This window comes from Streptomyces prunicolor (genome assembly GCF_045162825.1).
GTDB classification, from domain to species: domain Bacteria; phylum Actinomycetota; class Actinomycetes; order Streptomycetales; family Streptomycetaceae; genus Streptomyces; species Streptomyces prunicolor.
On the sequence record NZ_CP108676.1, the window covers coordinates 3,609,930 to 3,623,772 of the forward strand.

The 13,843-nt window shown below is 69.6% G+C and carries 14 protein-coding genes; 7 read left to right on the plus strand and 7 right to left on the minus strand.

Going from position 1 to position 13,843, the window contains the following annotated elements; translation table 11 throughout:
• Positions 1-199: 199 nt before the first annotated feature.
• The 4 genes from OG588_RS16175 to OG588_RS16190 all read left to right on the plus strand — a co-directional run bounded on the left by OG588_RS16175 (position 200) and on the right by OG588_RS16190 (position 4,280).
• Positions 200-1,267: a M4 family metallopeptidase gene (locus OG588_RS16175; protein WP_405947914.1), complete on the plus strand. Its 1,068-nt coding sequence runs from the start codon at positions 200-202 to the stop codon at positions 1,265-1,267.
• 58 nt (positions 1,268-1,325) lie between these two features.
• Positions 1,326-1,592, plus strand: a complete 267-nt coding sequence (locus OG588_RS16180) for a protealysin inhibitor emfourin (RefSeq protein WP_019064226.1) — start codon at positions 1,326-1,328, stop codon at positions 1,590-1,592.
• A 70-nt stretch (positions 1,593-1,662) separates the two neighbouring features.
• Positions 1,663-2,988 carry a GH1 family beta-glucosidase gene (locus tag OG588_RS16185; protein WP_405947915.1) on the plus strand — a complete coding sequence of 442 codons (1,326 nt, stop codon included), beginning with the start codon at positions 1,663-1,665 and terminating at the stop codon, positions 2,986-2,988.
• Positions 2,985-4,280, plus strand: a complete 1,296-nt coding sequence (locus OG588_RS16190) for an MFS transporter (RefSeq protein WP_405947916.1) — start codon at positions 2,985-2,987, stop codon at positions 4,278-4,280. Before OG588_RS16185 ends, OG588_RS16190 begins: the two co-directional genes overlap by 4 nt.
• A gap of 29 nt (positions 4,281-4,309) precedes the next feature.
• Here the strand turns inward: OG588_RS16190 and OG588_RS16195 are convergent, their stop codons facing one another.
• Positions 4,310-5,164 (minus strand): NAD-dependent epimerase/dehydratase family protein, encoded by an 855-nt coding sequence (locus OG588_RS16195; protein ID WP_405953134.1) that lies wholly within the window; start codon positions 5,162-5,164, stop codon positions 4,310-4,312.
• A 133-nt stretch (positions 5,165-5,297) separates the two neighbouring features.
• On the opposite strand from OG588_RS16195, the gene OG588_RS16200 reads away from it, so the two are divergent.
• Entirely contained in the window at positions 5,298-6,173 is an 876-nt protein-coding gene (locus tag OG588_RS16200) for a helix-turn-helix transcriptional regulator (protein WP_405947917.1), read from the plus strand.
• A 347-nt stretch (positions 6,174-6,520) separates the two neighbouring features.
• Here OG588_RS16200 and era read toward each other — a convergent pair whose 3' ends face one another.
• Entirely contained in the window at positions 6,521-7,489 is a 969-nt protein-coding gene (gene era, locus OG588_RS16205) for a GTPase Era (RefSeq protein ID WP_405947918.1), read from the minus strand.
• Positions 7,490-7,654: 165 nt separating this feature from the next.
• Between era and OG588_RS16210 the strand changes: the two genes are divergently transcribed.
• Together OG588_RS16210 and OG588_RS16215 are read left to right on the plus strand one after the other, a co-directional pair.
• Entirely contained in the window at positions 7,655-8,962 is a 1,308-nt protein-coding gene (locus OG588_RS16210) for an ammonium transporter (RefSeq protein WP_405947919.1), read from the plus strand.
• Complete coding sequence (locus OG588_RS16215; RefSeq protein WP_405947920.1) at positions 8,959-9,297, plus strand: P-II family nitrogen regulator; 339 nt, start codon at positions 8,959-8,961, stop codon at positions 9,295-9,297. The genes OG588_RS16210 and OG588_RS16215 overlap by 4 nt, the downstream gene beginning before the upstream one ends.
• Here OG588_RS16215 and OG588_RS16220 read toward each other — a convergent pair.
• The 5 genes from OG588_RS16220 to OG588_RS16240 form a co-directional block, all read right to left on the minus strand.
• A complete protein-coding gene (locus OG588_RS16220) occupies positions 9,191-10,225 on the minus strand; it encodes a WxL protein peptidoglycan domain-containing protein (RefSeq protein ID WP_405947921.1) in 1,035 nt (344 codons plus the stop codon). The genes OG588_RS16215 and OG588_RS16220 overlap by 107 nt on opposite strands.
• Positions 10,226-10,303: 78 nt before the next feature.
• Positions 10,304-11,620: a beta-xylosidase gene (locus tag OG588_RS16225; protein ID WP_405947922.1), complete on the minus strand. Its 1,317-nt coding sequence runs from the start codon at positions 11,618-11,620 to the stop codon at positions 10,304-10,306.
• A 219-nt stretch (positions 11,621-11,839) separates the two neighbouring features.
• The gene (locus tag OG588_RS16230; protein WP_405947923.1) at positions 11,840-12,325 is read right to left on the minus strand and encodes a hypothetical protein; all 486 of its coding nucleotides are present in this window, start codon (positions 12,323-12,325) and stop codon (positions 11,840-11,842) included.
• Positions 12,326-12,548: 223 nt separating this feature from the next.
• A complete protein-coding gene (locus OG588_RS16235; RefSeq protein ID WP_405947924.1) occupies positions 12,549-12,902 on the minus strand; it encodes a cytidine deaminase in 354 nt (117 codons plus the stop codon).
• A gap of 59 nt (positions 12,903-12,961) precedes the next feature.
• A complete protein-coding gene (locus OG588_RS16240) occupies positions 12,962-13,777 on the minus strand; it encodes a helix-turn-helix transcriptional regulator (RefSeq protein WP_405953135.1) in 816 nt (271 codons plus the stop codon).
• Positions 13,778-13,843: the final 66 nt, after the last annotated feature.

Genomic DNA, 13,843 nt, shown 5'->3' on the forward strand with positions numbered 1-13,843 from the left:
CTAAGGAGAAGCAGCCCGATACGCATGATGTCCAGCAGAGTAACCGAGTCATGCGCAGCGCGCGGGGCCGTATCACTATGCGGGACATTCGCCGTCGTGTACCACTCTGCGCTACGAGACTGTGATGAATGTCCGCGTTTTTCACCGATCATAGTTGCCGGTAGTGACATCCACATCACTCGGTGCCAAGGTGCCGGGCATGACGACTCACGGGGGCTTCGAGCCCGTCTTCTGCACCATCGTGCCACCGCATGTCCTCGACAAGCTCGCCCAGCACGAGGACCCCGCGCTCGCCGGTCCCGCCCGCGAGACCCTGGAGCGCGACGCCTACGAGCGCACCCACCGCCGGCTGACCACAGTCATCGGCGCCCCGACCCTCGCCGCGCCGGTCGTGTCCGACAAGCCGCAGCGCACGATCTACGACGCGAAGCACAAGCAGGACCTGCCGGGGAAGAAGGTGCGCGCCGAGGGCTCCGACCCCGGCAAGGACGCCACCGTCAACCGCGCCTTCGCCGGTCTCGGCGCCACCTTCGAGCTGTACCTGAACGCCTTCAACCGGCACTCCATCGACGGCGAGGGCCTGCCGCTCAACGCGTCCGTCCACTACGACGTGAAGTACGACAACGCGTTCTGGAACGGCGAGCAGATGGTGTTCGGCGACGGCGACGGCGAGCTGTTCCTCGACTTCACCATCCCGGTCGACGTCATCGGCCACGAACTCACCCACGGCGTCACGCAGTACACCGCGAACCTGACCTACTTCGGCCAGTCCGGCGCCCTGAACGAGTCCATCTCCGACGTCTTCGGCTCGCTCATCAAGCAGTACACGCTCGGCCAGACCGCCGCCGACGCCGACTGGCTGATCGGCGCGGGCCTGCTCGCCCCGCGCGTCTCCGGCGTAGCCCTGCGCTCGATGAAGGCCCCGGGCACGGCCTACGACGACGACGCCCTCGGCAAGGACCCGCAGCCCGCGACGATGGACGACTTCGTCAAGACCGGCAGCGACAACGGCGGCGTGCACATCAACTCCGGCATCCCCAACCACGCCTTCTACCTGGTCGCCGACGCCCTCGGCGGCCACGCCTGGGAGAAGGCGGGCCAGATCTGGTACGACGTCCTGACCGGCGGCGAGCTGAAGAAGGACGCCCTGTTCACGGACTTCGCGACGCTCACCGTGGCCGCCGCGAAGACCCGGTTCGGGGACGGCGGCGAGGAGCTGCAGGCCGTGGAGAAGGCGTGGGAGCAGGTCGGAGTGCCCACCACCTAGGGGTTCCCCGTCCCGGTCCCGCCTCGTCACCGCACCCGATCCGTACTAGACAGGGACCATGCGTATTCAAGTACGGCGCACGGGCGGTTTCGGCGGTATCCAGCGCCGCGGCGAGGTCGACACCTCGACGCGGCCCGACGCCCATGAGTGGCACGCGCTGGCCGAACGGGCGGTCGCCGCCGGCCACAGCGCTCCCTCGACGGGGGTCCCGGACGGCTTCCACTACGAGATCACGGTGGACGGAAAAACGGTGCACACGGCCGACCCACGGCTCACCGACGATCAACGGGAGCTGATCTCAAGGGTGTTGAAGGAAGGCGCGTGAGCGGATGTTCTCGGGCGGGCGTAACTGCTTGTTCACGCCCGCCCGTTGACACCCGTTACCGCCGGTACCCATGATCCGGCGCATGGCGACTGATGCAGGCAATCCGATACCTCGGTTCCCGGCCGATTTCCTCTGGGGCGTCTCGACTTCGGCCCACCAGATCGAGGGCGCGGCGGACGAGCGCGAACCGTCCGTATGGGACCGGTTCGAGGCCGAGCCGGGCCGGATCAAGGACGGCTCGACGGCGGCGGTGGCCTGCGACCACTACCACCGCCACCGCGAGGACGTGGCCCTCCTGGCCGACCTGGGCGTGGACGCGTACCGCTTCTCGATCTCCTGGCCGCGGGTGAACTCCCCCGGCGGCCTCGACTTCTACGACCGTCTCGTCGACGAACTGGGCGAGGCGGGCGTACGTCCGGTCCCGACCCTGTTCCACTGGGATCTCCCGGTCACGCAGGACTGGCTGCAGAGGGACACGGCGTCCCACTTCGCCGAGTACGTGTCACTGGTCGCCGACCGTCTGGGCGACCGGGTGAAGAAGTGGATCACCCTCAACGAGCCCGCGGAACATACCCTGTTGGGCCACGCGCTGGGCGCCCACGCACCGGGCAAGACACTCCTCTTCGACGCGCTGCCGGTCGCCCACCACCAACTCCTGGCCCACGGCCTGGCGGTACGGGCGTTGCGCGCGGCCGGTGCGACCGACATCGGGATCGCCAACTCGCACGGCCCGACCTGGCCGGCCTCGCAGGAGCCGGAGGACATAGAGGCGGCGAACTTCTACGACCTCCTCCTGAACCGCCTGTTCGCCGACCCGCTCCTGCTCGGTGAATACCCGTCCGGGCTGGGCGAGTTGATGCCGGGCGACGTCGAGTCCGACCTGAAGGTGATCTCCGAGCCGATCGACTGGTACGGCATCAACTACTACGCGCCGAGCAGGGTCGGGGCACCCCAGGGCGCGGAGATCGAGTTCGGCGGCCTGACCCTCCCCGCCGAACTCCCCTTCTCGGTAAGGGAGATCGAGAACGTCCCGGTGACGGACTTCGGCTGGCCGGTGGTCCCCGAGGGCCTCACGGAACTCCTCACCACCTTCCGCGACCGCTACGGCGACCGACTCCCACCCGTCGTCATCACCGAGAACGGCTGCTCCTACGACGGCATCGGCGACCAGGACCGGATCACCTACCTCGACGGCCATGTCCGGGCGCTGCACGGCGCGTTGGAGGCGGGCGTGGACGTCCGCGGGTACTTCGTGTGGTCGCTGCTGGACAACTTCGAGTGGGCGGAGGGCTACGAGCGCCGCTTCGGCCTCGTACACGTGGACTACGAGACACAGGCACGCACTCCGAAGGCGTCGTACGGCTGGTTCCAGGGCATGCTGCGGGCGCAGAGATGACGACGACGGGGAGTTCAGTGGACGACGGCAACCCGGCTCCCGCCACGGCCGCTTCGGCTCTCGCCCTGGCCGAACCCGTCGAACGCGTGGGCCGGGGCTGGACGTCCGCGCTCTCGCTCGCCAACGGGGCGATCTGGGTGGGCTGGTACGGCCCGCTGCAGATCCTGCTGGCCTCGCAGGCGAAGGACTTCGCGCCCGGCACCGGTATGTCCAAGGAGTCGATGCTGGCGTGGGTGACGGGCGCGGGCGCGCTGGTGTCGCTGGTCGCCAATCCGCTCTTCGGCGCGCTGTCCGACCGTACGACGGCGCGGTGGGGGCGCCGTACGCCGTGGATCGTGGGCGGGGCCGCGGGCGGGGCGCTGTCGTTGCTGCTGCTCGCGGGTGCGGGCGGGGTGTGGACGATGGCGGCCGGCTGGTGCCTGGTCCAACTCACCCTGAACGCGGCCTTCGCGGCGGTCACGGCGGCGGTCCCGGATCGGGTGCCGCGGCTCCAACGGGGTTCTGTGGGCGGCTGGTTGGGCGCCGCGCAGATCCTGGGCGTGGTCGGCGGCACGGGTCTGGCGACGGCGGCCGGGGGCATCGGGGCGGGCTATGTGGCGTGCGCGGTGTTCACGGCGGTGGGCGTACTGCCGTACGTGCTCCGCTACAAGGACCTCCAACTCCCGCCCATGGCACGGCCGGTGTGGTCCTGGCCGGGCTTCGTGCGGGGCTTCTGGCTGAGCCCGCGCCGCTACCCGGACCTGGGCTGGGCATGGCTGACCCGCTTCCTGATCAACCTGAGCAACGCGCTGGTGTTGCTGTACCTCCTCTACTACCTGCGCGATCGCCTGCACTACCACGACCCCGACCAGGGCGTCCTGATCCTCACGGCGGTGAACGGCCTGACGCTGCTGGCCACAGTGGTGGTGGGCGGGGTGTGGTCGGACCGCGTCGGCCGCCGCAAGCCGTTCGTGATCTGGTCCGGCGTGCTGATGGCGGTGGCGACGGCGGTCCTCGCGGGCTGGCAGACCTGGCCGGGCGCGGTCGTCGCGGCGGCGGTCCTGGGCATCGGCTTCGGCGTCTTCACGTCGGTGGACTTCGCCCTGATGACCGACGTACTCCCGAAGGCCCTGGACCGCGGCAAGGACCTCGGCGTGATCAACGTGGCGAACGCGTTGCCGCAGGTCGCGGCGCCCGCCCTCGCCGCGCCGATCGTGACGTATCTGGGCGGGTACCGGGTGCTGTATCTGGTGTCCGCGGTGATCGGGATGGTGGGGGCGTTGCTGGTTCGGCGGATTCGGGGGGTGGACTGAACAGGTGTGGGGCTGGGGCAGGGGCAGGGTCAGAGCACGCCCGCGTCCCGTGCCGACCACGCCGTCGGGAACAGCGGGCGGTAGCCCAGCTCGCGGCGGATCCGTTCGGTGGACATGATGCCCAACCACGGGTCGGGGTCGGTGCGTTCGTGGAGTTCGGCGGGGATCTCGACGCCGTTGAGCAGGTGGAGTTCGACCGCGGTGACCGGGGCGTCGTCGGCGATGTTGTAGATCCGGCCGGCGATTCCCGGGGCGTGCAGGATGCGGAGGAGGCCCTGGGCGACGTCCGCGTGGTGGCCCATGTGGAGGCGTTGGTTCGAGGCCCAATGCGCCGCCCAGCGGAGGGAGTTGGCGAGGTGGGGGTCGCCTTCGCCGTAGACGAAGGGGAGTCGGGCGACGCGTACGTCCATGTCGTCGAGCCCGAGGAGTTCCCGTTCCGCCGTCGCCTTCGCGTCGGGGTAGGCACCCCACATCTCGCCGCCGGGGCGGCTCTCGTCCTCCTCGGTCATGGGGCGCCCCCGCCCGGTGCCGTACACGAGCCCCGTGCTGACCTGGACGAAGCGCCGTACGCCGGAGGCGAGTGCCGCCTGTCCCAGGGCCACCGCCGCCACGTGATTGACGGCCCAGGCCTCCTCGTCCGGTACGCCGCGGAAGGACGCGGCGACGTTCACGACCGCGTCGACGCCGGAGACCGCCTTGCCGAGGGCGTCCGTGTCGCGCAGATCGCCGAGGACGACCTCCGCACCCAGCTCCGCGAATCGCTCGCCGCGGACCTCGTCCCGCACCAGCACACGCACCCGCTCCCCCGGCCGGGCCTGCGCCAGCAGCCTCGGTACGAAGCGGCGTCCGACCTGTCCCGTCGAGCCTGTCACCAGTGTCAGCATCATGTGCTCCTCTCGTCCCGTCTCTTCTCGTCCCGACCAGCTTTGGGCGGGCGGGCCGGTACCGGGAGAGACCTTCCGATCAGGGGATCAGCAGTCCCTGGATAAGCCGGGCGGACTGCCGCACCCTGGAAGCGTGAACCGAGCCGAACTCGCCGACTTCCTGCGCCGCGGCCGGGCCCGCCTGGACCCCGCCGACGTGGGGCTCACGGCCGGCGCCCGCCGCCGTACGCCAGGCCTGCGCCGCGAGGAGGTGGCCCAGCTGACCGGCATGTCCGTGGACTACTACACACGCCTGGAACAGGCCCGCGGCCCGCACCCGTCCCGCCAGATGCTGACGGCGCTGGCGCGGGCGCTACGGCTCACGGACGACGAACGCGACCACCTGTTCCACCTGACGGGCGAGGAGCCACCGCGGCGGGGCACCTCCGGGCACCTGCGGCCGGGCCTCCTCCTGGTCCTGGACCGCCTGCACGACACCCCGGCGCACGTGTCGAGCGACTGCGGCGAGATGATCGCCCAGAACGCGATGTCGAGGGCTCTGACGGGTGACGTGTTCGCCCGCCCACCCCAGGACCGCAACCTGCTCCGCCGTTTCTTCCTGAACCCGACGGCACGGGAGATGTTTCCCCCGGAGGACATCCCGGACCACGCGCGCTCCCACGTCGCGAACCTACGGGCGGTTGCCGCGGCCCGCCCCGACGACCCCGAGCCGGCCGCGCTGGTGGCCGAACTCCGGTCGTCCAGCGAGGAGTTCGCGCGGCTGTGGGAGGAACACGAGGTGGCGGTACGGCGTCAGTCCACGAAGCGCTTCCGCCACCCCCTGGTCGGTCTCCTGGAGCTGGACTGCGAGATCCTCCTGAACCAGGACGCGCACCACCTGCTGATCATCCACACGGCCCGACCTGGCACGGAGTCGTACGAACGGCTGCAGTTGCTGCGGGTGATAGGCCTCCAGGACATGACCCCGACCCCCCTGGGGGCTGCGCCCCCAGACCCCCATCGGCCCTGAAGGGGCCTCGTCCTCAAACGCCGGACGGGCTGGATTTTGCCGGCCTGCGCTGAAGGGCTGGTCGTGCTGAAGCGATCAACGCGCTGAAAGATCAAGCCCCGCCCCGGCGAAATCCCAGCCTCTCCCGCGCTCGAGAAGGTGAGGCCAATCCCAGCCCCTGCCGCGCTCGAGAAGGTGAGGTCAAACCCAGCCCCTCCGGCGTTTGAGGAGCGGGGGCTCGGGGGCTGGCCCCCGGAACGGGGTTCGGGGCGGAGCCCCGGCGGGGTCGCAGGGGCAGAGCCCCTTGAGGATGGGACGGGTAGGGGCGGCGGGGGCGAGAAAAGCCCTCAGAACCCCCAACTCCCCCTCTAGAACCCCAACTTCCGCAACTGCCGAGGATCCCGCTGCCAGTCCTTCGCCACCTTCACATGCAGGTCCAGGAACACCGGCGTACCGAGCAACGCCTCGATCTGCTTACGCGACTTGATCCCGACCTGCTTCAGCCGCGCACCCTTCGGCCCGATGATGATGCCCTTCTGACTGGGCCGCTCGATGTACACGAACGCATGGATGTCGAGCAGCGGCTTGTCCGCAGGCCGGTCCTCGCGAGGCAGCATCTCCTCGACCACAACGGCGATGGAGTGCGGCAGTTCATCCCGAACCCCCTCCAGCGCGGCCTCCCGGATCAACTCCGCGATCATGACCTGCTCGGGCTCGTCGGTGAGATCGCCCTCGGGGTACAGGGCCGGCCCCTCCGGCAGCAGCGGAATGAGCAGATCGGCAAGCAGCTCCACCTGCTGTCCCGCGACCGCCGACACCGGCACGATCTCCGCCCACTCGAACCCGAGCTCCTTACCGAGCTGATCGATGGCGATCAACTGCTCGGCAAGCGTCTTCGAGTCCACCAGGTCGGTCTTCGTGACGATCGCGATCTTCGGCGTCTTCTTGATGGACGCCAGTTCCTTCGCGATGAAACGGTCACCCGGGCCCAGCTTCTCGTTCGCCGGCAGGCAGAAACCGATGACGTCGACCTCGGCCCACGTCGTACGGACGATGTCGTTCAGCCGCTGCCCGAGCAACGTGCGCGGCTTGTGCAGCCCAGGCGTGTCCACCAGGATCAACTGCGCGTCCGGCCGGTGGACGATGCCCCGCACCGTGTGCCGCGTGGTCTGCGGCTGGTTGGCGGTGATCGCCACCTTCTGGCCGACCAGAGCATTCGTAAGGGTGGACTTGCCCGCGTTGGGGCGGCCCACGAAGCAGGCGAAGCCGGCGCGGTGGGAAGGCTCCGACGACGCAGACGGCTTGGATGACGGGGTACGAACGCTCATGGCGCCCATTGTCCCTGATCCACAAGCTCCCGCCGCACAACAGTCCACCCCCGCCCACCACGGTGAGCTTTCGGTAACCCCACCGCAACGAAACACCACGGAAACACCCCCGTGCACAACCGGAAACCAGCACCGGTGACCCTCTGACGAGCCCCCACACCGTTGGAGACGACCGTGCCCCTCGCCGTCACCCGCGTCGACACCGGCGACACCGCCTGGCTGCTCGCCGCCACCGCCCTCGTCCTGCTGATGACTCCGGGCCTGGCCCTCTTCTACGGCGGCATGGTCCGCACGAAGAGCGTCCTCAACATGCTGATGATGAGTTTCGTGTCGATCGCCCTGGTCACGGTGGTCTGGCTGACCGCCGGATACTCCCTCGCCTTCGGCGACGACATCGGCGGCGGACTCATCGGCGGCCTGAAGCACGCCGGCATGGCGGGCCTCGGCCCGAACGCCGTCCACGGCACCGTCCCCACCCTCCTCTTCGCCACCTTCCAGCTCACCTTCGCGATCATCACGGCCGCCCTGATCAGCGGCGCGGTCGCGGACCGGGTGCGATTCGGGGCGTGGCTGGTCTTCGTACCGGTCTGGGCGCTCCTCGTATACGTTCCCGTCGCGCACTGGGTCTGGGGTCCCGGCGGCTGGATCGCAGCGCACCTCGGCGCCCTCGACTTCGCGGGCGGCCTCCCGGTCGAGATCACGTCCGGCGCCTCGGGCCTGGCCCTGTGCCTGGTGGTCGGCCCCCGTCTCGGCTTCAAGAAAGACGCCATGCGCCCGCACAACCTCCCCATGGTGATGCTGGGCGCGGGCCTGCTCTGGTTCGGCTGGTTCGGCTTCAACGCGGGCTCCGCGCTCGGCGCGAACGGCCTCGCCGCCGCGGCCTTCCTCAACACCCTCACCGCCGGCTGCACCGGCCTCCTCGGCTGGCTCTTCGTGGAGCAGAAGCGCGACGGCCACCCGACGACCCTGGGCGCGGCCTCGGGCGCGGTCGCGGGCCTGGTCGCGATCACCCCGTCCTGCGGCTCGGTCTCCCTGCTCGGCGCGCTGGTCATCGGCCTCGCCGCCGGTGCCGTCTGCTCGTACGCGGTCGGCTGGAAGTTCAAGCTGAACTACGACGACTCGCTCGACGTCGTCGGCGTCCACCTGGTCGGCGGCATCATCGGCACCCTCCTGATCGGCGTCTTCGCCACCACCGAACTGACCGGAAAGACGGACGGCCTCCTCTACGGCGGCGGGCTCGCCCAGCTCGGCAGGCAGCTGGTGGCCGTGGCCGCCGTAGGGGCGTACGCGTTCCTCGTGACGTACGGGATCGGCAAGCTGCTCGACCGGCTGATGGGGCTGCGCGCGAGTGAGGAGGAGGAGCAGACGGGTCTGGACCTTACGGTGCACGCCGAGACCGCATACGATCACGGCGTCCTGGGCCACGGAGCCCCGGTCGGCTCGTCCCTCCCCTCCCTTCAGAAGGTCAAGTCCCAGGCATGAAGCTCATCACCGCGATCGTCAAGCCGTACCGCCTCGACGAGGTCAAGACGGCGCTCCAGGAGCTCGGCGTGCACGGCCTGACCGTCACCGAGGCCAGCGGCTACGGCCGGCAGCGCGGCCACACCGAGGTGTACCGCGGCGCCGAGTACCGCGTCGACCTGGTCCCCAAGGTGCGGATCGAGGTCGTCGTCGACGACGCGGACTCGGACGCCGTGATCGACGCGATCGTCAAGGCCGCGCAGACGGGGAAGATCGGGGACGGGAAGGTGTGGTCGATGCCAATCGAGACGGTCGTACGGGTTCGGACGGGCGAACGCGGCCCCGACGCGCTCTGACCGCCAGCACTCCCCCGACGAACCCGACCGCGAGCAGCAGCGCCGCCGCGAGCCACGGCAGCGCGAAGAACGACGCGCTCGCCGACTGCTTCGTCCCCGGCGCGCTCGCGGTCAACGTGATGTCCCCCCAGTCGAGTTGGGGCGACCCCTTCCACGGCTCGCTCAGTTTCACACTCTGCCCCGGCAGCAACTCGGCGGGGATACGGGTCAGTCCGCGCGACAGCAGCGTACGACCGAACAGCCCCTGCGCCTTCAGCGTCACCTTCGGATCGAGGGTGACGTTCCCGGTGTTGTGCAACGTGTAGGAGATCGTGGCGTCGCTGTCCCCCAACCCCGGTACCAGCGGTTGGTGATGGGACACGTGGACGTGCTCGACGGCGAGTGCGGGCAGCGTAGGGCCGCTCACCCGCAGGTATACGCGGGCACCGACGGCCCGCTGCACACCGAGGGCGAGTGAACCGTCGCCCTTGTCGACGTGTTCGTCGAGGGCGACCAACGCGCCCGGGTGGTCGCCCGGTTCGGCCCCTTCGGGCACGTGGAGCGTGAACGGCACGGTAAGTGTCTTGTGGGCAGGGACAGTTACCCGGGACTTCGCGGGCTTCGCCCACGCGCCCACCCCGCGCATCGTCTCCGTCACGGTCCGCACGGCGAACCCGCCATCACGCGCGGTGTTGTAGGCATCGGCCGCGTACAGCCGGAAAGTCAGCGGCTTGGCCGTCTTGTTGGCGACGACGACCTTGTCCTGGATGGTCTGGCCGGGGTCGGCCGAGAGATAGAAGTACGGCCGCGCGGCGACTTGCGAGGCGGCCGGGTACACGGACCAACTGCCGTTGTCGGCCGCGTGGGCGGAGGGCGCGGCGAGCACTCCAAAACAGCCGAAACAGAGGCCGAGGCAGAGGCTCAGGAGGAGGACGTACAGCTTGCGCATGGGTGCGGACCCCCACGGACGAGGTGTGTGGCGGTCGGGCGGGTGCGAGCGCCCGGCCACCGGAAATGAGTGGGACGGTCAGGTGAGCGTCAGCGTGAGCACACCGGAGTACGAGCCCGGAGGCGTGAACGCCGGTACGTTCAGGGAGAGTCCGGCGTCGACGGTGAACTGGCCGCCGGTGAGCGTGCCGTCGGGCGTGGACGCGAGCGTCGCTCCCGAACTGCCCACCGCGCCCGCCGAACCGGCGACACACGTGCTCGGGCTGCCCGCCTTGGTGGCGCAGGCGGGTGTCCAACTCAGCGCCCCGGCATCGATCTTGGCGCCGGGACCGGTGAAGTCGGTGACCTTGCCGGTCAGGGACCAGCCCGCGGGTCCGCCGCGGAAGTCCTGGACCGTCACCGTGTTCAGGGCGCCCGTGGAGGCACCGCCCTTGCCGAAGTCGACGGCGGAGAGGCCCACGGCGTCCCCGGCCTGGGCCATCGACAGCGTGCCCGCCTTGACGGTGGTCGTCAGCTTCTGACTCCCCGGCGGAACGGGCGTGGTGTCGTTGACGACGTAGGCGGCCGGTCCGGCACCCAGGCCATCGGTCCACGCACTGCCCTCGTAAGCGACGACCCCGGTGGTCGTCTTGTCGTTGACGACGAGAGAACCGCTGATGGTGCCGCTGCTGCTGGCCGTGACGGTCGCCGTGTCCGCGGTCTGGGCGGTGCCGGACCGTCCGGCCAGGGTCACGGTGGCACCCGGGGTGAAGTTGCTGCCGGTCACGGTGACGCTGTCACCGGCGTTCCCGGAGGCCGAACCCAGGCTGATCGCACGGGTGTTGACCGGAACGGTGGCGGTCGCGGTGACGGTCTCGGAGACCGGCGCCGGCGGGTTCGTCACCGTGCAGGGGGTGTCCAGCTCCAGGATGTAGCTGGTGTGGATGTTGTAGTCACCGGGCGAGAGGGTGATCGCGCCCGGGGTGGTGACCGTGAAGGTGCCGGTCATGGAGAACGACGGGAAGGCGCCGTTGCCCGGCACCGGGTCGTTCTTCTTGGGCCCGGCCACCGTGAAGCTGCCGGTCTGGGCACCGCCGAGGGTGACCTTCCCGGTGGGCGTCATGATGTCGGCGGGCAGGGCGATGGCGGTGGGGTTGCTGGCGGCCGGCTTGACCACCGTGTACGTCACGGTGACGGTGTCGCCGACCTTCGGCGCGGTGTTGTCCACCGTGATCGCGGCGGTCGTGGTGCCGTCGATGGGCGGGATGCCCGCGATCGCCGGCGGGATGCAGTGCGTTGCGAAGTCCACGTTCGTGGACGCACCGGCCGGACAGGCCAGCGCACCTCCCGTGGCGACCGCGAGTGCGGTCACCCCGAGCAACGACGCCCAACGGCGTCTTCGGAATGTCGTAGCCATGGCTGTGCCCCCTCCTGAGGACGATGGGCGCAGCGGCTCGTCTGCGTCCACAGGGGGCATTGATGTGGGGATCGCATGAGAAGTCAATGGACACGGTGAAACAAACTGATGGGCCGTCAGTTCCCACAACAGCGGGAACCGACGGCCCAGTTGAGCCCGTGGGGGGAATTCTCAGGCGCCTCCTCAGCCGACTTCCCAGCCGACTCCTCAGGCGACTTCTCAGTCGAACACGAACGGACCCGGCGACTGCGGTCCGGTGGCCGTGCATGTGACGGCGATCCCGAAGATCGTCATCTGAAGCGACCCGCCGTACGCCTCCAGGCTGTCACCGGAGGCGACGGTGCCACTGAGCGGACCAACAGTGACGGCGTCACCGGTCGCCATGGCCGGGTTCACCGTCCCGCTGAAGACGGTCGTACCACCGCTCGCGTTCACGAACGTGAAGGTGGAGGCGATGGAGTTCTGGGCCAGGGCCAGCGGAGCGGTGATGGACGAGTTGACGGTGACCGTGGCCGCCGTCCCGTCCTGCGTGGCCGTGATGGTGGCTGCGCCGCCGCCGAAGATGCCGCAGCTCGCGGTGATCGTCGCCGTCTGGGGAGTGACGGCGAGCGCACTGGGCGCGAACGCCAGCGAGGCGGCCGCGAGGACCCCCGTCACCAGTGCCGCACCCGTTCCGATTCGCTTGCTTCTCAGCTTGCCTTTCATGGGTCTGGTTCCCTTCCCGTGTCTGGGAATGCCATGTGGGGATGGACGGGAGAAACACCGCAGAGCCACTCACGAACGCGGTGCGGTGCGCCACGCGAGCGAGAATCTGACGGTCCGTCGGAACTTACGGTTCCATTGATGCGCGGGAGACGGGGGGAGAGCAAGGGCGAAATCTGGACGGGTTACTTCCGGACACGGTTCCTGTCAGTCGGTCGGAAGTGCCTTAACCGGCGGTCACCGTGAGCCGGACAACCCCGTCCGGCGCAGCCACCAGCACAGGCGTCTCCGGCCCACCCAGATCCCGTACAGCCGCAAGATCCTCCGCAGCCACAGACTCCGCCTCCGTCACCACCGCCGCCGCCTCCAACGACTTCGCCCCCGACGCCACCGCCATCGCCACAGCCGTCTGCAACGCGCTCAGCTTCAGCGAGGGAAGGGCAACCGTCCCGGCGACATAAGTCCGCCCCGTCTCATCCCGCACGGCCGCGCCCTCAGGCACACCATTACGGGCCCGCGCGGAACGGGCCAGGGTGACGATCTTGCGGTCCTCGGGATCAAGCGCGCTGCTCTCGGTCATGACCAGAGCATACGAAGGACCGGGACGAGGACCGACAAGGACCCTCACCTCACCCCGCCTCACCCCGCCACGGGATACATCGCGCCCCGCCGCCCCTCCGGCGAGGCCAGCCACTCCAGCTTCCCCACCGTGTTCGCCTCGTCCAACGGCGTGTGCAGCACGATCGTGAGATCGGGCCGCGCCGGCACCTTCAACGCCGTCGACTCGACACACAGCAACCCGACCAGCGGATGGTCCAACTCCTTACGGACCACCCCCGCGTCCAGGATGTCCCGCCGCGCCCACAACGCACTGAACTCCGGGCTCACGGAGGCAAGTTCGGCCAGCACCGCCTGCAAGCCCTCGTCATCGGGCCGGTCCGCGCACATCGCCCGGAACTGCGCGACGACGGTCCGCGCGTTCCGCTCCCAACTCTGCGAACGCGCCCGGTAGAGCGGATCGGTGAAGAAGTCGACGAGACAGTTCTGCGTGTTCTCGGGTCGCATGCCGAGCACCCAGCCGGCCGCGTCGTTGTACATCACGCAGTTGTAGTACCGGTCCATGATGTGCGCCGGAAACGGCATCCACGCGTCGATGAGCCGCCGCATACCCTCACACCCGTGATCGGCGGCGGGTTCGGCCGCGGGCGGATTCAGCCCGGCCAGGACGTACAGATGCCGCCGCTCGGCATTGCTCAGCCGCAGCACCCGGGCGACCGAGTCGAGGACCTGCGGCGACACGGAGATGTCCCGCCCCTGCTCCAGCCACTGGTACCAGGACGCGCCCACACCCGCGAGCACGGCGACCTCTTCCCGCCGTAGCCCGGGTGTACGGCGCCGCGCCCCACCGTCCGGCAGCCCCGCCTCGGCCGGGGAGACCCGGGCCCGGCGGCTCATCAGGAACTCGCGCAGTTCGCTCAGCCGACGACTCTTCAGGGCATCCTCAGCCACGTACACATCCCC